The organism is Spirosoma soli (genome assembly GCF_042684525.1).
Taxonomy (GTDB): domain Bacteria; phylum Bacteroidota; class Bacteroidia; order Cytophagales; family Spirosomataceae; genus Spirosoma; species Spirosoma soli.
In genome coordinates, this window is record NZ_JBHULN010000012.1 from 28,592 (window position 1) to 50,650 (window position 22,059).

A 22,059-nucleotide genomic window follows, 5' to 3' on the forward strand; every position below is an offset into this window, starting at 1 on the left:
AAACAATTCCCCAACACCATGTTATGAAAACCATTCGATGGTACCTTTCCGCACTTCTTGCTATGGGAAGTTCGCTGGCTGAAGCGCAGGATTATACGCTGGAGCAATTAATCAACAAGGCGTTGACAAATGGCTATAGTGTACAATCGGCTCGCTTGAACGAGATTAAGACCGAAGCGCAGATTGCCGAAGTAAAGGCTAGCGCCAGACCCCAGGTAAATCTGTCCGGCGATTACAAACGCTACATCAAGATTCCGGGGCAGGTGGTGCCTGCTTCTGCTTTCGGTGGCCCAGAAGGTACCTACTCTGTGTTGGCCTTCGGACTTCCCTACAATTTGTCGACATCGGTGCAGGCAACGCAGCAACTCTACAACCCATCGCTGATGATTGCCTTGAGGACCGCCAAAGTGAGCCGTGATTTATCGGCTTTGCAAACCCAGAAAGCTAAAGAAGATATTGCCTATGACGTATCGGCTACGTATTACAACTTACAAACGACCGCCCAGCAAATTGCCTTTCTACGCACGAACCTGGCATCGACCGAACGGCTCATTCGCATCACAGACTTACGGCGGCAGAACCAGTTAGCCCAGGGCATCGACGTCGACCGGCTACAACTCAGCAAAACGTCATCGCAAACCCAGATCGAATCCCTGCTGGCTACGTACAACCAGCTCCTGAATAATCTCAAATACCTGACCGGAACGCCACAAACTGATTCGCTGGCAGTTCGGACGGCCATCGACGAAACCACACCGGTAACGCCCGCCAATGAATTCACCATTAATCGAACGGATGTACTGCTGCTCAACCGGCAGAAAGACCTGAACGGACTGGAGCAGCGTAATGTCAAAGCAGGTTTCATACCGTCTGTGTCAGCCTACGGTACGGCTAACAGCACGGTTTACGCTACGGGTGGCGATAACTCCTACATTAAGAACGTACCGGGTTACTGGTTCGGGATTCAGTTAAACTGGAGCATCTTCGATGGCTTCGCCCGGAAAGCTCAGCTGAGCCAGAAGAAAATCGACAACCAGAGACTGGACGTTCAGCTTCGCCAGACCAACGAGTCAATTGCCATGGACATTGCCAATGCCCGTAACAAGTTTCTGGTCGAGCAGCAGAATCTATCCACAAACCGGGGACAGGTAACCTTAGCTGAAAAAGTTTACACCCAAACGCAACTTCAATTTAAAGAAGGCACGGTCGACATCACCGACGTTGTTCAGGCCGAAAACTCCCTTCGCGAAGCACAAAACAACTATCTCAACACCTTAGTCAACCTCCGCACGGCCGAGTTAGACTGGAAAAAAGCTACCGGTAGCTTAATCAATCGCTAAGTCATACAACCTATAAAATCAACAAAAAGCAATGAAACGAATTCTGGTATTACTTGCTATTGTCGGCACCCTGGGATTAACGGCCTGGACGTTGCTGACCAACAAGAAAGAAGTAGAAGCCAAGGTGTACAAGCCCGACGCTAACCTGAAAGTAGGTGTTCGCACGGCGAAGGCCGAACTACGCAATTTATCGCAAGAAACCGAGTTTTTGGGCTCGTTTTCGCCGAATCGGGAAGCCGAAGTGAGGCCACAGGAAGGCGGCCAAATCACCCAGCTGCCTATTCAGGAAGGACAATCTGTTAGCGCGGGTCGGTTGATTGCCAAGATTGACGACGAGCAGCTTCGGTTGCAGGTTGAAGGCTTGCAGGTAACGCTGGAAGGCTACCAGAATGACCTGAAACGCTACGAGAATTTGGTGAAAGGCGATGCCACACCGGCCGTAAATCTGGAGCGTACTCAACTGAGCATCCGCTCGACCCAGGCGCAGATCAAGCAGCTTCAGAAACGCATTGCCAACACCACCATTACCGCGCCTTTCTCCGGCATTATCACCGAGAAGATGGTAGAAAAGGGTTCGGTTATCGGAACAGGATCGCCTATTGCCAAAATCACCGACATCTCGTCGCTCAAGTTAGTCGTTGAAATTCCGGAAAGTTCAGTCAATCAGTTCCGCGTTGGTCAATCACTTCCCATCGAAACAGAGGTTTATCCGGATACGCGCTTTACTGGACGGATTACCATGATTGCGGCACAAGGGGATGCCGCCCACAATTACCCCATTGAAATTACGGTTCCGAACTCCGGCAAGAATATGCTCCGGGCCGGTATGTATGGCTCCATTGCCAACACAAATAAACTGAAGGCAAGCACGCTGGCTGTACCTCGTCAGGCGATTCTGGGCTCTTCCAAGCAACCCCAGATCTATGTGGTTGAAAACGGCAAAGCGGTACTGAAGTCGGTGGAAATTGGCGCTACCACCAACGAATACTACGAGATTACGAAGGGCTTGAAGGTGGGCGATCAGGTCGTCACCAGCGGTCAGATCAACTTACAAAACGGTACGCCGGTAGTCGCGCAATAAGACTAAAGAGCGAAAGAGTGAATGAGTGAAAGAGCGTAATCCCTTTCTTACTCCGGCACTCACCCTTTCGCTCATTCACCCTTTCATTCTTCAGCCATGAATTTTGTCGAAACCATCATCAAACGCCCTTCACTCATCATTGTCCTCTTCGCAGTCTTGAGTATTGGTGGCCTGTTCAGCTATAACTTGCTGAGTTATGAGCTATTGCCGGAATTTTCGGTACCAACCATCACCATCACGACCACGTATCCGGGGGCGGCTCCGTCGGAAGTAGAAACGGAAGTCAGTAAAAAGATTGAGGATGCCGTATCAGGCCTGGACAACCTAGACGATGTACAGTCCAAATCGTTCGAGAATGCCTCGGTAGTAATTGTTCAGTTCAAAGCGGGTACCGACATTGACCTAGCCATGCAGGACGCCCAGCGGGAAATCAACAAGATGGAGAGTGACCTGCCCGACGATGCGGAGACGCCCTCGCTGGCAAAAATTTCGCCCAGCGACCAGCCGATTATGCAGTTGTTGGCTACCTCGTCGTTGCCAAACGAAGTTTTTTATCAGCAGATGGAAGACCGGTATCTGCCCCAGCTCCAGCAGATTGCGGGCGTTGCCGAAATTACAATGGTGGGTGGCGACAAACGGGAAATTCGCGTAAATGTAGACGATGACAAATTGAATTATTACGGTTTGTCGCTGCTTCAGGTGACTCAGGCGATCAACCAGGCCAACCTGGATTTCCCGACGGGAAAAGTAAAGAATACGACGGAGAACATGACGTTACGTCTCGCGGGTAAATTCACCTCGCTGGATGACATTCGGAAGTTAGTGATCGTCACCCCAACCAACGGCAGTCCCATTCGGGTAGGCGACGTAGCCGACGTAACGGATGGGTTGACCGAGGCCGAAAGCATCAGCCGCTACAACGGCAAGAACGGTATCGGTTTATTTATCAAAAAGCAATCGGATGCTAACGCGGTAGAAATTAGCCGGGTGGTGCAGGAAAAAATGGCGGCTATTTCGAAAGAAAACGCCAAAGACCACGTCGAATTTGCCATTGCCTACGATAGTAGCATTATGACGCTGGCTTCCGTTGAGGCCGTTACGCACGATCTGATGCTGGCCATCGGCCTGGTGGCGGTCGTGATGCTGCTCTTCCTGCACAGCTTCCGCAATGCGTTCATCGTGATGGTGTCCGTACCGGCCTCGCTGATTTCGGCCTTCCTGTTTATGTACGTGATGGGCTACACGCTCAACCTGATGACGCTGCTGGCGCTGTCGCTCGTGATCGGTATCCTGGTCGATGACTCCATTGTGGTACTGGAAAACATCCAAAGACACTTAGAGATGGGCAAAAATCGCTGGCAGGCTACCCTGGACGGCATGAAAGAAATCGGCTTTGCGGCTGTAGCCATTACGCTGGTGATTGTGGTTGTGTTTGTGCCGATCACGTTTGTGAACTCGGTCATCGCCGACCTCCTGCGCCAATTCTCACTAACCGTCGCCTTTGCCACGATGGTGAGTTTGCTGGCTAGCTTTACCCTGACACCCTGGATGACATCGCGGTTAGCTAAACTGGAACACCTGAATCCCAAGAATCCTTTTCAGGCGTTTCTGCTCTGGTTTGAGCGGGGACTAACGGGGTTAACCAAATGGTATCACAGCAGCCTTGAGTGGGTACTGAGCCACAAGCTGGCGTTTACGGGTATCCTGATCGCGATTTTTGCCGGTACAGCCTGGGTTATGAGTCTGGGAATTATTGGCTCTGAGTTTGTGGCGCAGGGTGACCAGGGGAAGTTTCTGCTGACCATGAAGGTAGACAAGAGTGCATCCCTGCAACTGAATAACCTGACCGCTCTACGCATTGAAAATTACCTGCGGGCCAAGCCCGAAGTGGAATCCATCTTTGCAAACGTAGGCGGAGCCAGTACAGGCATAAACAGCACAGGACAGGGCGAAACCAACCGAACCGAGCTTACGGTGCAATTGGCGGAGGCTGATAAACGGCCGGGCAAAAAGCTGACCGAGCAGTACATGATCGACGTTCGGAAAGAACTGGAACAGCGGTTCCCGGCCATTGAATTTAACTCGTCCGTGGTGGGTATGGTCAACAGCGGATCACCTGTCGAGATCTTCCTGAGTGGCGACGACGTAAACAAGAACCTGGACGCGGCTAATAAATTAGCCGATCGGATTCGGAGAACACCCGGCGCCAACGACGTCAACGTTTCCATTGAGTCAGGTAATCCAGAGGTTCGGGTAGACATTGACCGGGAGAAAATGGCCAAACTGGGCATCAACATTCAAACGGTAGGCGCTACGCTTCAGACGGCCTTCGCGGGTGACGACGATTCCAAGTTCCGCGATGGTGGCGAAGATTATGACATCCGCATTATGCTGGACGCCTTCGATCGCAAGAACCCTGATGCGGTTAAGAACATCAACTTCTTTAGCCCATCGGCCGAGCGGCCAGTACGTCTGGCGGAGTTTGCCAATGTTACGCAGAGCAACGGGCCATCACTGCTGGAGCGTAAGAACCGCCGTTCGGCCGTAACGGTCACGGCTAATACGTTAGGCACCGGATCAGGCACACTAACCAGCGTTATTCAGGCTGATCTGGTCAAAAATCCGCTACCCGCCGGTGTGACGCTGACCTGGGGTGGAGATGCCAAGAACCAGTCGGAGGGATTCGGTTCGCTGGGCCTGGCGATGCTGGTTGGTCTGATGCTGGTGTACTTCATCATGGTCCTGCTCTACGACAGCTTCATTTACCCCTTCGTGGTGATGTTCTCAGTGCCGGTGGCCGTTATTGGAGCTCTACTTGTACTGGCCCTAACCTCATCAAACATCGGGATCTTCTCTCTGTTGGGCTTTCTGATGCTGATTGGTCTGGTGATAAAGAACGCCATTCTGATCGTCGACTTTGCCAATCAGCAAAAGGCGCAGGGCGTTAGCTATTACAAGGCCATTTTACACGCGGGCGAAGAACGCTTACGCCCGATCCTGATGACGACCATTGCCATGGTGATCGGTATGATCCCCATCGCTACGGCTTCGGGGGCAGGTGCCGAGTGGAAAAATTCGCTGGCCTGGGTATTGATTGGCGGCTTAACCAGCTCAATGATGCTGACCATCTTCCTGGTACCCATGATGTATTACCTCGTCGACCGGCTTCAGGAGAAATGGGCGAACTACCGCGGCAAATCTAAAACCGCCGATGTTCAGGACGTTCAGGTAGCGGAACCCGTTCATTAAGTCACTTTCTTTTCGGGTCTGTGTCTTTATCGACCGCCTAGCCATAAAGCAACGGCCAGGCAAAGCACAGACCCGAAAAACTTCGCCCCCGAAATCAGATGCTTCACACCCGGAAGTTGCTGGTTCTGCGACATTGAGTTGTCAATATACCCCTTCTGTTAAACCTTTACGCGGCTTGGGAGCCATTTGTCCGAGTAAGGCCCGGCTCTACAAGGCGCAGGTAATTCATGTTAAAACTAACCTCCCATCCTACCTCAATGACTATTCAACAAATTAACAGCCGCCTACAGGAAATTTTGATCAATGTTGGTTTGAGTCCGTCTGCCCTGACAGACCAGGCCAGTTTCACCCGTGACCTGGGACTCGATTCCCTGGACGTAACCGATCTGCTGCTTCAGGTAGAGATAAACTTCGGTATTCGCATACCCGACGAAGACTGGTGGATGTTGCAAACGGTGGGGCAGCTAAAGGAGTACCTGTCGATTGAACTGAGATTCGATACCGGTCAATCGCTGTTGAGCCAGGAAGGTTGATTGTTACTGCCTCGGCCTGTGTCCACACAAGCTGAGGAGACAGCCTTAAACTACCAATACCCCCCAACCAACGTATCATTATGAAAGCTTCCCGTCCGGCTTTATCGCCACTACTTCCCCCTGAAACGCTGCTAAGTGATTATGAACACTGGCTGGCCTTCGTAACGACCTCTCGTCAAACTGTCCGGGAGTACGATCGTCAACTCGCCCACATCAACGTACGCTATCCAGACCTTAGCCCGCTGAGTAACTACCTGCGCGATCGAATGCACTACCGCGCTCAGTTTTTCGGCCGGTTAGCCATTCATCTGACAGCGACGGTCGCTCAGTTGCGCACCCAGGAAGCGAATGCGGGTCTTCTGCACCGACTAACCTACACCCACCAGGCGATGCAAACCTTAATCGACGATCTGAAAGCTGCCTTTGTCGATATCGAAGAATCGTATCAGACGCTGTGGGGCACAGCACATACCATTAGCCCAATGCCATCCATACCGTCTTATCGATCTAACCCGGCCCGGTCATGATAAGTCTCATTCAGTACGACCGCCTTCGGACGGTGATTCTCCGGCAAGGCATAGTAACAATGCCCCACATCCATCCGGAAGCGAACCTGCGAAAAGACCTGGGTTACAAAGCCGGTGATTTACGCGAGCTGGCCAGACTCATCGAGGATGAGTTCCATCTTAAATTAACCGCCGAGCAAATCAAAGAAATCAGCACCATCCGGAGCATAGTTGGCCTTTTAAACCAGGTGCAACTCGTTTCTACCCCGGTTGAAGGCCTGCACTAAACCAACCTGTATGGAAGTCCGCCCACACAACTGTTCCCGGTATGAAACGTATAGTAATGTTCACCCTAAGCTGGCTGCTGGTCATCCACGGCCTGGCCCAGCGCAACCAGTTGCAACTCATTCGCATCAGTGAAGACAACGATGCGCTCAACGTTCGTCGGGAATCAACCGACCGTGAGTACACCAATGGCACCCGAATCGACATCTTCTACACGAAACACGCCAAACCCCGGCTCTTGAGTGCGTTGTTGATCCCCATTGGTAGTCAGCGTTTTGAAGACGACAACGACCCGAATGCCATCGACAACCTGTATGGCGTTGGGCTGACTCAGCTCATGTATACCCCGTCTGACATTACTCAGGAAAACGTCATTCGGCAGAGCAGGCCTTACACGGGCGTATTGTACGCTACGCACTCCCTCATCTCATCAGATCCGATACATAAGCAACGGCTCACCACCGAACTAGGCCTGGGCGTACTGGGGAAAGCCGCATTAGGAAAGGAAGTACAAACCTGGTTCCATGAAAAATTTGGCTTTGACAAGCCGCGGGGCTGGCAACATCAGCTTCCTACCGATGTGGTCATCAACTACCTGATTGTGTACGAAAAAGCTCTCGTTCAGCCCTCACCCAACTTAGAGATTATCGGTTTGCTGAGCACGAACGTTGGGTCGCTAAGTAACAACATCAACGCCGGCATTACGTTCAGGGCCGGCATTTTCGGCAACTATTTCTCAAACTTCCCAAACCGGGAAGCCGCTAGTCAACCCGGCAAACGCCCCTTTCAGTTTTATTTCTTCATGCGGCCGGTGGGGCGTTTAGTCATGGACGACGCCGTGCTGCAGGGCGGCTTTTTCACTCACAACAGCGCCGAACACGTCATTGACCGCGATCTACTGAACCGGGGGTATATGCAGTTTGAATACGGGGTTGTGCTGTCGCGAAATCGGCTGGGCATTTCATTTAGCGAGAAGCTGATTACGGCTCAGTACAATGGAGCGCCGTCGCAGCAGGTAGGCAATTTAACCTTCTCTTTCGGCCTATAAACCGGGGAGATGCAGGGGCATAACCAACACATAAATTCAGATGAGCACTCACGTTATACATCAACTAATCGGGTCACTTTGGGTACTGACGCTGTGGTCGTCGTCGGTCGTCGCCCAAACGACCTATCAGATCAGCGGCCACGTAACAGACGCCACGACCGGGGTGGGTATTCCATTCGTTAGTGTCGCCATTAAAGGCACAACAGCGGGCACGACATCGGATGCCGAAGGCCGTTTCAAGATCAGCACCAGCCACATCAGCGATTCATTGCTCGTGTCGAGTCTGGGGTATCAGACGCGCGCCTACCGGCTGCTGGCCATTAACAGCCAGACCGTCGATGTTACGTTAACGCCAGCCGCCAAGGGCTTACAAGAGGTAAAAGTCTATGCCAAAGGGGGCGATCCGGCTTATCGGATCATCCGGGAAGCCATTCGTCGTCGCGACCAGTTCAACACGAGTCAACTACCTGCTTTTCAATACGAAAGCTACTCTAAAGTAGAAGCATACGTCAATAACTTTACCGAAGCGGGCCGAAGAGGCCGTGGGCCTGGCTTTCTGGGCAGACAACTCGCTAAACTACCCGCCATTACCGACGAATCGGGTAAACCAGCCGTGCCGGTTTACGTGTCAGAAACGGCCTCAGAATACTATTACCGGTCAAATCCGGCCAAGGTCAAAGAGCGGATTCTTAAAAGTCGGGCGTCGGGTGTGGGCATCACCGATGGGGGTGTATCGGCTCAGCTCACCGGGGCGTCGTTTCAGCAATACAACTTCTACGAAAACTACGTTAGCATACTTCGCAAAGACTTACCCTCCCCCCTGGGTCAATTCTGGCAGACCGCCTACCGGTTTCACCTGATGGATACCGTGTCGCTGGACGGCATGGTTTGCTTTAAGATTGATTTTGAGCCCCAACGAGTCACGGACTTAGCGTTTAACGGCACCGTCTGGATCGATACGACCCAGTACGGCCTATCGAAAATTGACGCCCAGATCGACAAACGCGCCAACATCAATTTTGTGGATGAAATTCGGCTTGAGCAGGATTGGGAAGAGATCACTGACAGCACCAACAATCGACCGGTACGTATGCCGGTATTGACCCAACTCCTGATCGATACGGACGAACCGACGGAGCGGGCACCCGGTCTGCTGATCAGGATGTATCTGGCCGCCCAGCACATTAAACTGGCTCAGCCTTACGAACCCAGTTTTTATGAACCGGCCCTCGAACTAGCCGAAACCTACCGCGAAACCTCACCTGCCTATTGGCAGCAGGCCCGCCCGCAGAACCTGTCTTCGCAGGAGCTTCGGGCGTTTGAGGTTGTCGATTCCGTACGGAACGTACCCGCTATGAAAACCATCGGTGAAGTCGTTAAGCTGACCACCGTTGGTTATTTCCCCCTGAAATCCTTGCCCGTAGACGTAGGCCCTCTGTTATACAGCTACGCCTATAACGACACCGAAGGCAACCGGTTCCGGCTGGGCCTGCGCACGAACACGAACTTCAGCCGACGTTGGGTTCTAAGCGGCTATACGGCCTATGGCACGCGTGATCAACGGGGTAAATACAACGTAGGTATTGACTACATCGCTAACAAAAAGCCGTGGACCGTCATTGGTCTGCAACACAGCTATGATCTGGAACAATTAGGCATTACCGACGAAACCATCGGCACCAACGTCTTATTTATTGCCTACTCCCGCTTTGGCACCCTACGTCGGCCGTATCTGCAACAGAATACCTACGGGTACGTTCGCCGGGAGCTGGGCAGCGGATTCACGCAGACGCTTGGCCTGCGGAGCCGGACGTTCGAGCCGCAGTTTGCCTTTGCCTATCAGAAGCCCAACGACGCTGACCAAGGCCTGTACACTAGTTACCGTACCACCGAAGTAGCGTTTGAAACCCGCTTTGCGCCGGGTGAATTGATGGTTCAGAACGATAATGAGCGCTATGGTGTGGGCAGCAGCAACCAACTGGTGATGCTGTTTCGCTATAATATGGGGCTCCAGGCGCTGGGGGGCGACTTAACGTATCACCGCTTTAGTCTGAGCCTGAAGCACTCTTTCCGGCTGGGGGTGCTTGGCCGAACAGCGTACCAGCTGAATCTAGGCTACATGCCCTCAACGGTCCCCTACCCATTGCTCTTTATTCCGCTCGGTAACGAATCCTGGTTTCGGTTGAGTAACGCTTATAACCTGATGAACTACTTTGAATTCGCTACGGATCGGTACGCCGGGTTGATGGTAGAGCACAATTTTGAAGGCCTGTTTTTTAACCGGCTACCGGCCATTCGTCGGTTAAAGTGGCGCTTTCTGGCCACGGGTAAAGTCTTGGTGGGGAGCGTGAGCAGCGCAAATCAACACCTGACGCCAGCCACTGATCAGCAAGGGCAACCCCTGCTCGGTTTTCGGCCCCTGGGGCAGACGCCTTACGTTGAAGTTGGCTATGGTATCGACAATATTTTTAAAGTATTTCGGGTAGATGCCATTCATCGGCTCACCTACCGAACTAATCCTGACGTATCTCTATTTAGTATAAAGGTTTCTGCCTGGATCAACCTGTAAACCGTTGACCTACAGCAGGAAAAAACAGTATTTATCATGGAGACTATAATTAACGTTTCTCCGCCGATCAGTCCGACGTTTCGCTTCTCTTTTGGTCCTTTTATTGATTATTTACGCGCCCAGCAGGAAGCCACGCCCACCGGAGACATGCACGGCCTTTACGGCTACATTATTGACCAGTTTGAACAAATACCGCTTCACAATGAATCGCTGCCTAATCTGATTCAACCATCTCGATTGGCCGAGCTTTTCCAATTAGCGTCTATTACAGTATTGCCCTTATCGTCGCTCAACCAGGGCGTTCCGTATGCCTTTGGGTTACCCATGCCCCTGACGATACTTCACCAATCAACGGCTTTTGCGCAGTTGCTTGAACAAATACCGGATCTGCTGTCGGAGGTGCATACGCAGGTCTGTGAAGAAGATAAGATACGATTCATGTATAGTCTTGTCCTCAAAAAATGTTACGGTATAGAATCGATCAAAAACCCAACGTTTTCCTTTCATTTTCAAAAAGAGATCAACGGCTTGACAAAACATCTCCGTATCAACATTAACAACCTATTTGTCAAACCCCATTACAACGGTCTCTTTCCGGCCTTACAGCCCGAATGGGTCGACTTCGTTAACGGTACGGGGCAGCGGCCAGCTGGTCAGCACGAATTACCCATGCAGGAATTCACGTTCGAGGGCTTCTCGTTCTTCATGATTGAGGACGTGACCGAGTCGAAGACCATCGAGCAGTTACAGGACGTGTTTGCGCATCTTCAGTCCGATACAGAGGGCGAAATCTACCATCGGTTTGAGACCGCTTTACGAAACTTATGTGGACAACCTGACCTGCAAATCAGCATTACGCCCCTGCCCAAAGTTAATGACCACTTTGTGCATCACCCAGACCTGAGAAAACGAAGTGTTTTTTTGCGCCATTCTGACGCCGATTTCGACGGCAGTAAAGACTCGCTGGGCAAGATTGCTAAAAAGATAATTCAGCATCCAACGCCGTTTTTATTTCCAAATCTGGAGGGCATGCCCCAACCCGAGCGCGAAGCCTTTCAGCAGAAAGGTATTCGCAGCTTTCTGATTTATCCGATCACGACGGTTAATGAAATGTTGGGGATTCTGGAAATGGGCAGTCCGCAACCGGATGCACTCAATGAAGTGATCCTGACCAGGATCGAGCGGATTCTGCCGTTGATTCAAGAGTTATTACGCTACCAACTTAACCAGTTTAATGATACCCTAGAGCAGTTCGTCAAGAAGAAGTTTACCTCGCTGCAACCGTCGGTTAAATGGAAGTTTTACGAAGTAGCCTGGCAGCATATTTTGTCGGGCAATAAAGAGTTGGGGGGCAATGAGGCCGCTCAGGTACGGTTTCCGCAGGTATATCCTTTTTATGGTGCCATCGACATCCGGAACTCGTCTGTGGAGCGAAACAAAGCGCTCCGGCTGGATCTAACGAACCAGCTGACTGCCGTTAATGAGCTGATTCAGGCAACCGTGTCACCGCCCGAACCCGCCTGGGCGGAACGGATCATGGCGCTGAGTCACCAATGGCAGCAACAACTGACCATTCGCATGAAGCCGGAAGATGAGCAAAGTATTGCCCGTTTTCTGGTGCAGGAAGTAAATCCTTACTTCCGTCATCTGTATCCCAATCAGGTAGAACTACAGGATGCGCTAGAACACTATTTTAATCAGACCGACCCGCAGACCGGACAGTTCGGTCAGGCCTCTAAAGCCTACGAACGTAGTTTGGACTGGATCAATGCGACCGTAAGCGATTACTTTAACCAAGAGGAGAAGCGGTTACAGGCCCTCTATCCGCACTACTTTGAACGGTACCGAACCGATGGCATGGAGTACACCATCTACGTTGGTCAATCGATTGCGCCCGATGCTCATTTTGAGCTGGACTTCCGTCGCCGAATGTCCGACTGGCAACTGACGTCAATGGTCGAGATGGCACAACTGACCCACCGGTTGCTGCCGCTGCTTCCGTTGCCCCTGCAAACGACTCAGTTGATTCTGGCCCATTCGCACTCGGTCGACATCGGTTTCCGGCAGGATGAGCATCGGTTCGATGTGGAAGGCTCCTACAGCATCCGCTACGAAGTTTTGAAGAAGCGGATCGATAAAGCCTTTATCGAAGGGACGCAGGAGCGGCTTACCCAACCCGATTCGGTGGCAATTGTATACACTCATACGGCTGAACTTACCGATTATCTGCCCGTCATCAACAGCCTACAGGAACAAGGTAAGTTGCGGGCTGACATCGAATATCTGGACCTGGAGCCGCTACAGGGCGTTGCCAGCCTGAAAGCCCTCCGCGTTTATATCAACTACGCTGCCTAAGTCAAGCTTGTACGAACCATGAAACGATTTTATGTCATGAGCGTCTGGATCACCAGTCTGGCGGGCCTTCTTTGGTCGGCTCAGGTGGTTCAGGCTCAATCGGCACCGGCGGATTCGATCCAGCATCGAGTTATTCTGATCGGCGATGCCGGGCGACTGTTACACGGTAAAAACCCCGTTGTCGATGCCGTCACAAGCCGGTATTCATTTAGCGATCCGCGTACTACGCTGCTGTACCTCGGCGACAACATCTACCCACGCGGTTTGTCGGACGAGTCAAGCCCCGACCACGATTCATTAGCCGCCATCCTACGGTATCAGGCCCGGCCTGGACTGGCCCGGACTGGACTGGCCCGGCCTGGATTGGCCCAGCCTGGATTGGCCCAGCCTGAAGCATCTGATTCAAGTCAGGTGCTGTTTATTCCTGGCAATCACGATTGGGCCAGAAGCCAGCCCGACGGTTGGGAAAGCATTAAGCGGCAGGGAAAATGGCTAAGCGACCTCAAGGCACCCAACATTCGGTTATTGCCCGCCGATGGTTGCCCTGGCCCCGAAGAAGTACCGCTGAGCAACAAACTGGTGTTGGTCGTTGTGGATACGCAGTGGTGGCTACATCCTTACGACAAACCCGGCCCTGAATCGGATTGCGCCTGTAAGACGGAAGACGAAGTGCTGGCCCGGCTGGCCGACATCGCCAATCGTAACAAAGGCAAAGGCATCATTCTGGCTACCCACCATCCGTTCCGCAGCTACGGCATCCACGGTGGCTATTATTCGATTAAACAGCACATTTTTCCGCTGACCGAATTCTCGCCGAATCTGTATATCCCACTGCCTGTTATCGGCTCGATCTATCCGCTGGTTCGGGGCGTATTCGGCAATGTTCAGGACCTGCCCCACCCAACGTACAAGAACATGGTGCGGGTGATGGAGAAAGCGGTAGCTCCGGCTAAGAACGTAGTATTTGTCTCGGGTCACGATCACGCCTTACAGCATATTGTCGACGGGTCGCGCAATTACATAGTCAGTGGCTCGGGCATTAATCGCGAGCGGGTGAAATCGGGTAAGCTGGCCAAATTCGTCAGCCCTGAATGGGGGTATGTCGTTTTGGACCAGCTCGTGAATGGCACTGTAACCGCAACGTTTTATACCGTCGATGAGCATGGTCAGGTAACCGAAGCCCACTCGGCCACACTCTTTACCATACCGCCTGATCAAAACACCGGTCAAAATACACGCCAGCGGCCCAGTTTTCCCGACAGCGTGCGGGTTGCTATTGCCCCAGCCTATGACAGTGTCGGTCGTTTTCACCGGCAGTTGCTGGGCAATAATTACCGACGAGAATGGGCGACTTTGGTCGCCTTTCCTGTTTTTGACATCACCCGTAGCCACGGCGGGTTCAAAATACTCCAGCGCGGTGGGGGGCAGCAGACAAAATCGCTGCGACTGGAAGACGCAACGGGTAAGGAGTGGGTATTACGAACGATTCAGAAAGACCCGGCACAGGCCTTACCTGGTCCGTTGCGCGAAACAATCGCCAAGCACGTATTGCAGGATGAGATTTCAGCCAGTTTCCCCTTTGGTCCGCTGGCTGTCCCGCCATTAGCAGAAGCCGTGGGCGTTCCTCATGCGAACCCAACACTCGTCTACGTTCCCGACGACCCGGCGCTGGGTATCTACCAGTCTGACTTTGGCAACTCCGTTTGCCTGCTCGAAGAACGTAGTCCAGGCGATGGTAGATCGACCAGCACACCCAAAGTTATTGAAGCCCTGGAAGATGACAACGACAATAGCGTTGATCAGCGGGCGGTCCTGCGCGCCCGCATGCTGGATCTGTTTATCGGCGATTGGGACCGCCACGAAGATCAGTGGCGCTGGGGAAGCCGGAAAACCAAAACGGGCAAAGAGTTTTATCCCATTCCCCGCGACCGCGACCAGGTATTTTTTAAAGCGGGCGGTCTGCTGCCGACGCTTGCCGCTTTACCCTGGCTGCAACCAAAGTTTCAGGGGTTCGGGCCGAAGCTCGCGAATGTGAATGGCTCTATGTTCAACGCCCGGTATGTTGACCGGCTGTTTTTGCAGGACCTGGACATGCAGGACTGGATAAAGGAGATCGCTGAGGTACAGGCATCGTTAACGGATGACGTTCTGCAACGGGCCATCAACCAGTTACCTCCCGCTATTCGGCAGGCATCCGGCCAGCGCATTCTGGAAACACTCAAAATCCGACGCGGCTGGCTACTCAAAGAAGGGCTGACGTATTACCGCTTTCTGGCCAAAGCAGTAGACATTCCCGGCTCGGATAAGACAGAACTCTTCCGTGTTCAGGATCAGAACGACGACAAACTAGCCGTGTCGGTGTTTAAGATTGCCAAGGATGGTTCAGTGGCCCAACAGATCTACAACCGCGTGTTCGACGCGTCGGTCACGAAAGAGATTCGTTTGTATGGTCAGAAAGGCAACGACCGCTTTGAGGTGAGTGGCCCCGAAGCTACCCGCATTAAGGTCCGGCTGATTGGCGGAAAAGGTGTTGATACCTTCACCGTGGCCGGAACCCCCGCCAAACCCATTATTTACGATCTCAGTACAGAAGCTAACGAGTTACCCGCTCCTGGTGAGGCCATTCTGCGCACATCGACGGACAAAGCGGTGAACAAATACGATCCGCACGCTTTTAAATACGACCGGCTGGCTCCTTTGGCCACGGCCGGTTATAACCTGGACGATGGTATCCTGTTGGGTGTGGGTGGCCAATGGACCCAGCAGGGCTTTCGAAAAGCGCCCTACGCATCAATGAATCGGCTGATGGTGAGCCGGGCTCTGGCTACCGAAGCCACATCCATTAAGTACGATGGCATTTTTACGGACCTTATCGGCCAAAACGATCTATGGCTTAATGCCGCCATCAAAGCGCCCGATAATGTCACGAATTTCTTCGGGATTGGCAACGAAACCATTTTTGAAAAATACCGGGGCATTCGCTATTACCGAACGCGGTATAACTTGATCAACATTGCGGCTCTACTGAAACGTGACATCGGCAAACAGGTAACCTTCTCCATCGGCCCCGTTTTTCAACATTTCAAACTTGCCTCGGACGAGAACAAGGGGCGATTCATCGAACGTTACCTGGCCGAGCAGCCCGAATCAGCACCATTTTTACAGAGCGAAAGCTACGCAGGTATTCAAGCCGGAATTTTGCTGAACGCGCGCGACAATCCTATTTTACCGGCGCGGGGCATTTACTGGAACACGATCCTGTTGGGGCTTCAGGGATTTGGCACGCAAGCCAATCATTTCACCCAGATCCACTCCGATCTGAGTTTGTACACGCGGCTGAGCCGGACGGGTCGCGTGGTCATTACCAACCGCATCGGGGGCGGACTAACCTACGGCAACCCTGCCTTTTATCAGTTGCTGTATTTAGGTGGGCAGAATAACCTGCGGGGGTTCCGAACGTACCGATTTACGGGCAATCATATGGTGTACCACAACATCGAAGCCCGGTTAAAACTCTTTGATTTTCAATCGTATCTGTTCCCAGGCAGCGTGGGGTTATTAGCGTTCAATGATGTCGGCCGGGTTTGGGTAAACGGCGAGACGTCGCAACGGTGGCACGACGGCTACGGGGGCGGCCTATACGTTGTTCCGGCAGAATTGCTACTGGTAGCGGCATCCGTTGGGTTTTCCGACGAAGGTGCTTTACCTTACGTGTCGTTAGGTTTCCGTTTTTAAGCAGGTGGTCATTTGTGATCAAGCATAGTCAAGAGCGTACAACACCTGACCACAAAAGACTATGCCTGACCACGCTTAACCATGCCTGATAACTCTTGACCGTTAATGACAAAAAAATGAAGAATGCGCTTTTAGCCGCTACCGAGGCTTATGTGATCAAGTATTTCGATGAACATGCCAACCCTGCGCTGACCTACCATACGCTCACCCACACGCAGGACGTAGTGCACATGGCCAAGCAGTTGGCGCACCACTATGACTTAGTCGAAACACCGTACCTGACCGTACTCATTGCCGCCTGGTTTCACGACGTCGGCTACCTCATGGGACCGCCTGAGCAGCACGAGCAAAACGGGGCCACACTGGCAGCCGCTTTCTTACGAGAGCACGCGGCCTCGCCCGACCTCATTAAACAGGTGCAACGGTGCATTCTGGCCACAAAAATGCCGCAGTCTCCCCAAAATTTACTCGAAGAAATTCTGTGCGACGCCGATATGTCGAACCTGGGCAGCGACGGTTATCAGGACAGGCAGAAGTTGCTGCGAAAGGAGAAAGAATACTTAAGCGGACAAGAGATTTCGGGACGAGACTGGCGGCAGGCAAATATTAACCTACTGACAACACACCGATATTTTACGGCCCATGCGCAGGAGCTGCTGGCCAAAGGTCAGGCCAATAATCTTCGTCGTTTGCAGGAAAAGCAAGCCGAGAAATTAAAGGAAGATAACAAACACGGTGTTAGCCCTTTGTCCACCGAACAATTAACGGCTCAACCCGCGGAGCCAGTCCATCCAACCAAAGAGAAGAAGCCGAAAGACGGCCGATCGGACCGGGGCATCGAGACCATGTTTCGCACCACCTCGACGAATCATCTGCAATTGAGCGAGATCGCCGACAGTAAGGCAAACATCATGATTTCGGTCAACTCCATTATGGTTTCGGTCATTGTCTCGATCCTCCCCCGGCGGATCGAAGAAAATCCGTATCTGATTACGCCCACCGCCTTGTTCTTGACCACATCGCTGCTAACCATCATCTTTGCCATACTGGCCACGCGGCCGAACGTAACTGAAGGCACCTTTTCGAAAGAGACAATCCAGAAAAAGCAAGGCAACCTGCTCTTTTTTGGCAACTTCCACGACATGAGCCTGGCCGACTACGAATGGGGCATCAACGAGCTCATGAACGACAGCAACTATCTTTATAGCACCATGACCCGCGACATTTATTACCTGGGTAAGGTGTTAGCCAAAAAATACAAGCTGCTCCGGATTGCCTACAACACCTTCATGTTTGGCTTTGTGGTGTCTATCCTGGCCTTCCTGATCGTTTTTCTGTTTTTCACAAAATAGAGGCCGTGCTATGCTGTCGCACCGTCCGTCCGTTTATTTCAACCGCGACCTAAGCTGGTTAAGCTTCAACCATCGGGTCTTGCAGGAAGCTGGTAATCCGGCAGTTCCATTGTACGAACGAATTCGTTTTTTGTCGATTTTTTCGTCAAATCTCGATGAGTTCTTTCGGGTTAGAATGTCGGCGCTGCTGACGTTAGGCGAACTGGGCACTGCAGAAAACGACGGTGCCGACCCCAGCTTACTGCCCGAGGTCCAGGCCACCGTGCAGCGCTGTCAGGAAGAATTCGGCGCCTTGTTCAGAAAGCAAATTTTACCAGAGTTAGCCAAGCAGGGTATTCACCTGTATTATGGCGAGCCGCTGCTGCCCGAACACAAACCGGCCGTGGCGAACTACTTCTTCAGCCGGGTGCTGGCCTTTTTGCAACCACTCTGGCTCGACCGGGTCTACAAAGAGCCGCTGCATCTGCCCGATAACGCCCTGTATCTGGCCGTTGTGCTGGCCCCATCAGCGACTCCCAATCAGCCTCAATATGTTCTGGTGCCGATTCCTCGTCAGAACATGCCGCGTTTTTTTGAGCTACCCTCAACAGATAGTCAGCAGCATATTCTGTTTCTGGATGATGTTGTGCGGCAACATCTGTCGACCATCTTTCCAGACTATACCGTGGAAGGATGCTACAGTATCAAGATCAACCGCAACGCCGACGTGAGCATTGCCGATGAATTTTCGGGCGAGATGGACACCAACGTTGCCCAGATGCTGGAGCAACGCAATGCCGGGCAGCCGACGCGTTTTCTGTACGATGCCTCAATGCCGCCAAACCTGCTGAATTTCCTGGCAGATTACTTGGCCATGACCAAACCAGAATTAATTCCGGGTGGCCGTTATCATACCTTAAGCGATCTGGCTTCACTGCCCAATCCGGTCGGGGCTGCCCTGACGTATCCACCTCAGCCGCCCTTGTCGTACCAGGCCTTGCAGCAAGAAGTCTCCCTGTTTGCCCAAATTGAGCAACGCGATCGTCTGGTACATCTCCCCTATCAGTCGTACGACCCCATACTCCGTTTCTTCAACGAGGCCGCTATCGACCCTTATGTGCGGGAGATTTACGTAACACTATACCGAGTTGCCTCCGAATCGTACATCGTCAATGCCCTGATCAGTGCCGCTAAAAACGGCAAGCAGGTCACCGTGTTTGTGGAATTAAAGGCCCGCTTCGACGAGGCAAATAACCTGAAGTGGGGTAAGAAACTCAAAGCTGCTGGTGTCCGATTGGTGTATAGTATTCCCTCGCTGAAAGTCCATGCCAAAACGGCCCTGGTCAAACGCCAGCGAAACGGACAGACACGCCAGTATGGGTTGTTGGCTACGGGCAATTTTAACGAAAGCACGGCCCGGTTCTACACCGATCATGTGTTAATGACTTGTCACGCTGGTATTACGCAGGAGTTAGATCAGCTGTTCAGCTACCTGCAAAGCCGGAAGCAACCCGCTGGTTACCCCGCCCTGATATTTAACCATTTACTGGTTGCTCCTTTCAACCTGACGAACCGATTTCTGGCCCTGATCGACCGCGAAATTGCCCATCGGCGGGCCGGCCGCGACGCCCGAATTACCATTAAGCTCAACAACTTACAGGAGAAAACGATGATTGATAAACTCTACGAAGCCAGCCAGGCAGGAGTACGCGTTGAATTGATCGTTCGGGCGATTAGCACGCTGGTGCCGGGCGTTCCGGCACTGAGTGAGCACATCACCGTTCGGCGCATTGTTGATCGGTACCTCGAACACGGCCGGGTATTTATCTTCCAAAACAACGGCCAGCCCGAAACTTACCTTGGCTCGGCTGACTGGATGAACCGCAACCTCCACCGGCGCATTGAGGTATGCTTCCCAATATATGATGCCAGCTTACAGGAACAGCTCGGCCAATTGATGGCGATTCAGCTCGCCGATAATACACAGGCACGCTATATCGACAGTCAACTGAACATGGAGCCGATAGGGAATCACGAGCCTCCCCTGCGGTCGCAGGATGCGATTTACACTCACTTACGTTCAGCGCAATTGCCCACCATTTCTTGACCAATTGGAACTGGCCTCGCACTTTTTCTTAAGACCAATAAGTCCAATTACGTTCGTAACTGCACACGGTTTGTGGCAAGCTATTTCAGCGTAATACTTCTCAGAGTTCACTCGAATCAACGTACAGGCCCGTTAACTTGTCGGTCACTACCGCTGATCGGGTCGTGAAGCCGGTGATGGTAAGATAGCGAAACCAAACCGCTGGCGGCTCACGAACCAGGTCGTCAATCTTTACACAAACTGGCGTATCGTAGAGGGGCTGTAGAACTGGGCTTTGCGTTGTCATCGCATAACCGGTTACTTTCGTTTGAGGAAGGTTGATGAGGGTACTTGTGATTAAATTATAATCTTTATCGAGCAACTCCAGTTCGATAACGACGCTCGATAGATCGCGTCTATGACACCACTCAAACCAGTACCGATGAATTAAGGTCTTGCTTTTGTTGTGGCTGGTAAGTGAGTCGTATTGCCGAATTGTTTTAAGGTGGTGAAGTTCTAAACTAGGAACTAACATGAATATATGGTAGGAATGATTAGGATTCTGGGCAAAGATGGGTTAGTAGTTTAGCCAAAGAAGGGTTGAAGGAATCGTCAGAAAGACTTAAACTAGGCTCCTGAGAGCGTTAAAAAGCCACAACAGCGTGTTAAAAAAGATTGTTGTAGACTTCCTAAAAAGAAATTGTTAACAAGCGTTTGACTTACAAAATACGCTATAACGCTTCAGCCAGGCCCTTATTCACCTCGGCTGTATGGTTCTGGCTTGATCTGAGCTGTCCAGTTTTTACCAACAAGCTTTTACTGAACAGGCTTTTCATAATTGCTCAGTGCAGTTCGTTACTCATGCTTTAACGGATCGACTTTCCTGATTTCAGTAGCACTAAGCGTAATGGTAAACTCCCGCCGTTTACTGTTCCAGCAATGCACCCGTTCACCATACTGGCTGATCACCGGTACCGGCCAGTCAATATCAGGATTAGCGGCTTGTTGCTCGCGAGCAGCATTCTCGTCGATTAGCGTTACCCAGTCGTTGAGTTTAAATTCCTGTTTTGGCATAGATTATTTTCGGCTACGTTTAGTTGTAATCCAGGCGTATAATGCTAAAACAACTTTGACCAATACTGGCTCATCTGAAAATTGATAACGTAGTTTCAAAATCAGACAGTATGGCAAGCTAATTCCGCAGGATACACATCTAATCAACGACTTGGCATATATTACAAGCTGTTCGTAAACCAACTTCCCTACAACAATCAGTCCCAAAATGCCAAAATCATCAGTATCTAGAAACCGAATCGTTTACGGATGTCTTACGGTCAGTGTCTTATTGATAGGTTTTGCATCCAGGCGCTTCTTCGGTCAATATCCATTCATCAAGCTGTATGTAGGCGATGGGTTGTGGGCGTTGATGATCTTTCTTGGTTTCGCCTTTACCTTCCGCCAATGGTCAACTCAGGCAGTTGCGGCAGCCGCTTTAGGCTTCTCAGTTAGCATCGAGCTCAGTCAGTTGTATCATGCCTCCTGGATTGACGGTCTGCGGGCTACACCTTTGGGTGGATTGATACTGGGGTTTAGCTTTTTGTGGACTGACCTGCTGTGTTACAGCGTGGGCGTTGGAATTGGCGCAGTCGTGGAAACGTATTTTATTCCGGCGAAACGTATCCTGCTTAATTTGAAGCGAGTTGAAGCACGTTCTTAGTGCTGGCGACTAGATACTACCTATTTTAATAAAAGCAACATTACAGCCGCGAAGATGAAAACATGGGTAAAAGTCGTCCTAAACATTACTGAATTTGAAAATTACCAGCAGGGCGACATTTACCCTTACAAACTACCCAAGCAGCGGCCTAACCAGTATTTCTACGGCGGAATCCGGATTGTCTTTATGACGCCCCGCATTATTGAGGTTACTTAGCTGAACCC

The 22,059-nt window shown here is 51.7% G+C and carries 16 protein-coding genes; 14 read left to right on the top strand and 2 right to left on the bottom strand.

The genetic code is table 11. From position 1 onward, the window contains the following. The first annotated feature begins 23 nt into the window (after positions 1 to 23). The 12 genes from ACFSUS_RS18615 to ppk1 all read left to right on the top strand — a co-directional run bounded on the left by ACFSUS_RS18615 (position 24) and on the right by ppk1 (position 20,139). On the top strand, positions 24 to 1,340 hold the full coding sequence (locus ACFSUS_RS18615; RefSeq protein WP_381525241.1) for a TolC family protein: 1,317 nt from the start codon (positions 24 to 26) through the stop codon (positions 1,338 to 1,340). A 31-nt stretch (positions 1,341 to 1,371) separates the two neighbouring features. Further along, entirely contained in the window at positions 1,372 to 2,421 is a 1,050-nt protein-coding gene (locus ACFSUS_RS18620) for an efflux RND transporter periplasmic adaptor subunit (protein ID WP_381525242.1), read from the top strand. 96 nt (positions 2,422 to 2,517) lie between these two features. After that, positions 2,518 to 5,670: an efflux RND transporter permease subunit gene (locus ACFSUS_RS18625; RefSeq protein ID WP_381525243.1), complete on the top strand. Its 3,153-nt coding sequence runs from the start codon at positions 2,518 to 2,520 to the stop codon at positions 5,668 to 5,670. Positions 5,671 to 5,927: 257 nt separating this feature from the next. Next, positions 5,928 to 6,203: an acyl carrier protein gene (locus ACFSUS_RS18630; protein WP_381525244.1), complete on the top strand. Its 276-nt coding sequence runs from the start codon at positions 5,928 to 5,930 to the stop codon at positions 6,201 to 6,203. Between the two features lie 80 nt (positions 6,204 to 6,283). Continuing rightward, the gene (locus tag ACFSUS_RS18635) at positions 6,284 to 6,730 is read left to right on the top strand and encodes a hypothetical protein (protein WP_381525245.1); all 447 of its coding nucleotides are present in this window, start codon (positions 6,284 to 6,286) and stop codon (positions 6,728 to 6,730) included. Further along, positions 6,727 to 6,996, top strand: coding sequence for a phosphopantetheine-binding protein (locus ACFSUS_RS18640; RefSeq protein ID WP_381525246.1), 270 nt, complete (start codon positions 6,727 to 6,729; stop codon positions 6,994 to 6,996). Before ACFSUS_RS18635 ends, ACFSUS_RS18640 begins: the two co-directional genes overlap by 4 nt. 41 nt (positions 6,997 to 7,037) lie before the next feature. Then, complete coding sequence (locus tag ACFSUS_RS18645) at positions 7,038 to 8,042, top strand: lipid A deacylase LpxR family protein (RefSeq protein WP_381525247.1); 1,005 nt, start codon at positions 7,038 to 7,040, stop codon at positions 8,040 to 8,042. Positions 8,043 to 8,082: 40 nt separating this feature from the next. Beyond that, positions 8,083 to 10,611, top strand: coding sequence for a DUF5686 and carboxypeptidase-like regulatory domain-containing protein (locus ACFSUS_RS18650; protein WP_381525248.1), 2,529 nt, complete (start codon positions 8,083 to 8,085; stop codon positions 10,609 to 10,611). A gap of 36 nt (positions 10,612 to 10,647) precedes the next feature. Continuing rightward, the gene (locus ACFSUS_RS18655; RefSeq protein WP_381525249.1) at positions 10,648 to 12,966 is read left to right on the top strand and encodes a GAF domain-containing protein; all 2,319 of its coding nucleotides are present in this window, start codon (positions 10,648 to 10,650) and stop codon (positions 12,964 to 12,966) included. 18 nt (positions 12,967 to 12,984) lie between these two features. Beyond that, on the top strand, positions 12,985 to 16,701 hold the full coding sequence (locus tag ACFSUS_RS18660) for a BamA/TamA family outer membrane protein (protein WP_381525250.1): 3,717 nt from the start codon (positions 12,985 to 12,987) through the stop codon (positions 16,699 to 16,701). Positions 16,702 to 16,817: 116 nt separating this feature from the next. Beyond that, positions 16,818 to 18,053: a Pycsar system effector family protein gene (locus ACFSUS_RS18665; RefSeq protein ID WP_381525251.1), complete on the top strand. Its 1,236-nt coding sequence runs from the start codon at positions 16,818 to 16,820 to the stop codon at positions 18,051 to 18,053. A gap of 10 nt (positions 18,054 to 18,063) precedes the next feature. Then, entirely contained in the window at positions 18,064 to 20,139 is a 2,076-nt protein-coding gene (gene ppk1 / locus ACFSUS_RS18670; protein WP_381525252.1) for a polyphosphate kinase 1, read from the top strand. 100 nt (positions 20,140 to 20,239) lie between these two features. On the opposite strand, the gene ACFSUS_RS18675 is transcribed toward ppk1, so the two are convergent. Both ACFSUS_RS18675 and ACFSUS_RS18680 read right to left on the bottom strand, forming a co-directional pair. Next, positions 20,240 to 20,653: a hypothetical protein gene (locus ACFSUS_RS18675; protein WP_381525253.1), complete on the bottom strand. Its 414-nt coding sequence runs from the start codon at positions 20,651 to 20,653 to the stop codon at positions 20,240 to 20,242. Positions 20,654 to 20,973: 320 nt separating this feature from the next. After that, the gene (locus tag ACFSUS_RS18680) at positions 20,974 to 21,192 is read right to left on the bottom strand and encodes a hypothetical protein (protein ID WP_381525254.1); all 219 of its coding nucleotides are present in this window, start codon (positions 21,190 to 21,192) and stop codon (positions 20,974 to 20,976) included. Between the two features lie 208 nt (positions 21,193 to 21,400). Between ACFSUS_RS18680 and ACFSUS_RS18685 the strand changes: the two genes are divergently transcribed. Further along, entirely contained in the window at positions 21,401 to 21,835 is a 435-nt protein-coding gene (locus ACFSUS_RS18685) for a ribosomal maturation YjgA family protein (protein WP_381525255.1), read from the top strand. 54 nt (positions 21,836 to 21,889) lie between these two features. Then, positions 21,890 to 22,051 (top strand): hypothetical protein, encoded by a 162-nt coding sequence (locus ACFSUS_RS18690; RefSeq protein WP_381525256.1) that lies wholly within the window; start codon positions 21,890 to 21,892, stop codon positions 22,049 to 22,051. The last annotated feature ends 8 nt before the right edge of the window (positions 22,052 to 22,059 follow it).

What these genes read in the sequence shown, in the direction of transcription:
- ACFSUS_RS18675 (WP_381525253.1), bottom strand. Translation starts at nt 20,653, where the DNA reads ATGTTAGTTCCTAGTTTAGAACTTCACCACCTTAAAACAATTCGGCAA.
- ACFSUS_RS18660 (WP_381525250.1), top strand. Translation starts at nt 12,985, where the DNA reads ATGAAACGATTTTATGTCATGAGCGTCTGGATCACCAGTCTGGCGGGC.
- ACFSUS_RS18690 (WP_381525256.1), top strand. Translation starts at nt 21,890, where the DNA reads ATGAAAACATGGGTAAAAGTCGTCCTAAACATTACTGAATTTGAAAAT.
- ACFSUS_RS18635 (WP_381525245.1), top strand. Translation starts at nt 6,284, where the DNA reads ATGAAAGCTTCCCGTCCGGCTTTATCGCCACTACTTCCCCCTGAAACG.
- ACFSUS_RS18645 (WP_381525247.1), top strand. Translation starts at nt 7,038, where the DNA reads ATGAAACGTATAGTAATGTTCACCCTAAGCTGGCTGCTGGTCATCCAC.
- ACFSUS_RS18615 (WP_381525241.1), top strand. Translation starts at nt 24, where the DNA reads ATGAAAACCATTCGATGGTACCTTTCCGCACTTCTTGCTATGGGAAGT.
- ppk1 (WP_381525252.1), top strand. Translation starts at nt 18,064, where the DNA reads ATGCTGTCGCACCGTCCGTCCGTTTATTTCAACCGCGACCTAAGCTGG.
- ACFSUS_RS18665 (WP_381525251.1), top strand. Translation starts at nt 16,818, where the DNA reads ATGAAGAATGCGCTTTTAGCCGCTACCGAGGCTTATGTGATCAAGTAT.
- ACFSUS_RS18640 (WP_381525246.1), top strand. Translation starts at nt 6,727, where the DNA reads ATGATAAGTCTCATTCAGTACGACCGCCTTCGGACGGTGATTCTCCGG.
- ACFSUS_RS18630 (WP_381525244.1), top strand. Translation starts at nt 5,928, where the DNA reads ATGACTATTCAACAAATTAACAGCCGCCTACAGGAAATTTTGATCAAT.
- ACFSUS_RS18680 (WP_381525254.1), bottom strand. Translation starts at nt 21,192, where the DNA reads ATGCCAAAACAGGAATTTAAACTCAACGACTGGGTAACGCTAATCGAC.
- ACFSUS_RS18625 (WP_381525243.1), top strand. Translation starts at nt 2,518, where the DNA reads ATGAATTTTGTCGAAACCATCATCAAACGCCCTTCACTCATCATTGTC.
- ACFSUS_RS18650 (WP_381525248.1), top strand. Translation starts at nt 8,083, where the DNA reads ATGAGCACTCACGTTATACATCAACTAATCGGGTCACTTTGGGTACTG.
- ACFSUS_RS18620 (WP_381525242.1), top strand. Translation starts at nt 1,372, where the DNA reads ATGAAACGAATTCTGGTATTACTTGCTATTGTCGGCACCCTGGGATTA.
- ACFSUS_RS18655 (WP_381525249.1), top strand. Translation starts at nt 10,648, where the DNA reads ATGGAGACTATAATTAACGTTTCTCCGCCGATCAGTCCGACGTTTCGC.
- ACFSUS_RS18685 (WP_381525255.1), top strand. Translation starts at nt 21,401, where the DNA reads ATGCCAAAATCATCAGTATCTAGAAACCGAATCGTTTACGGATGTCTT.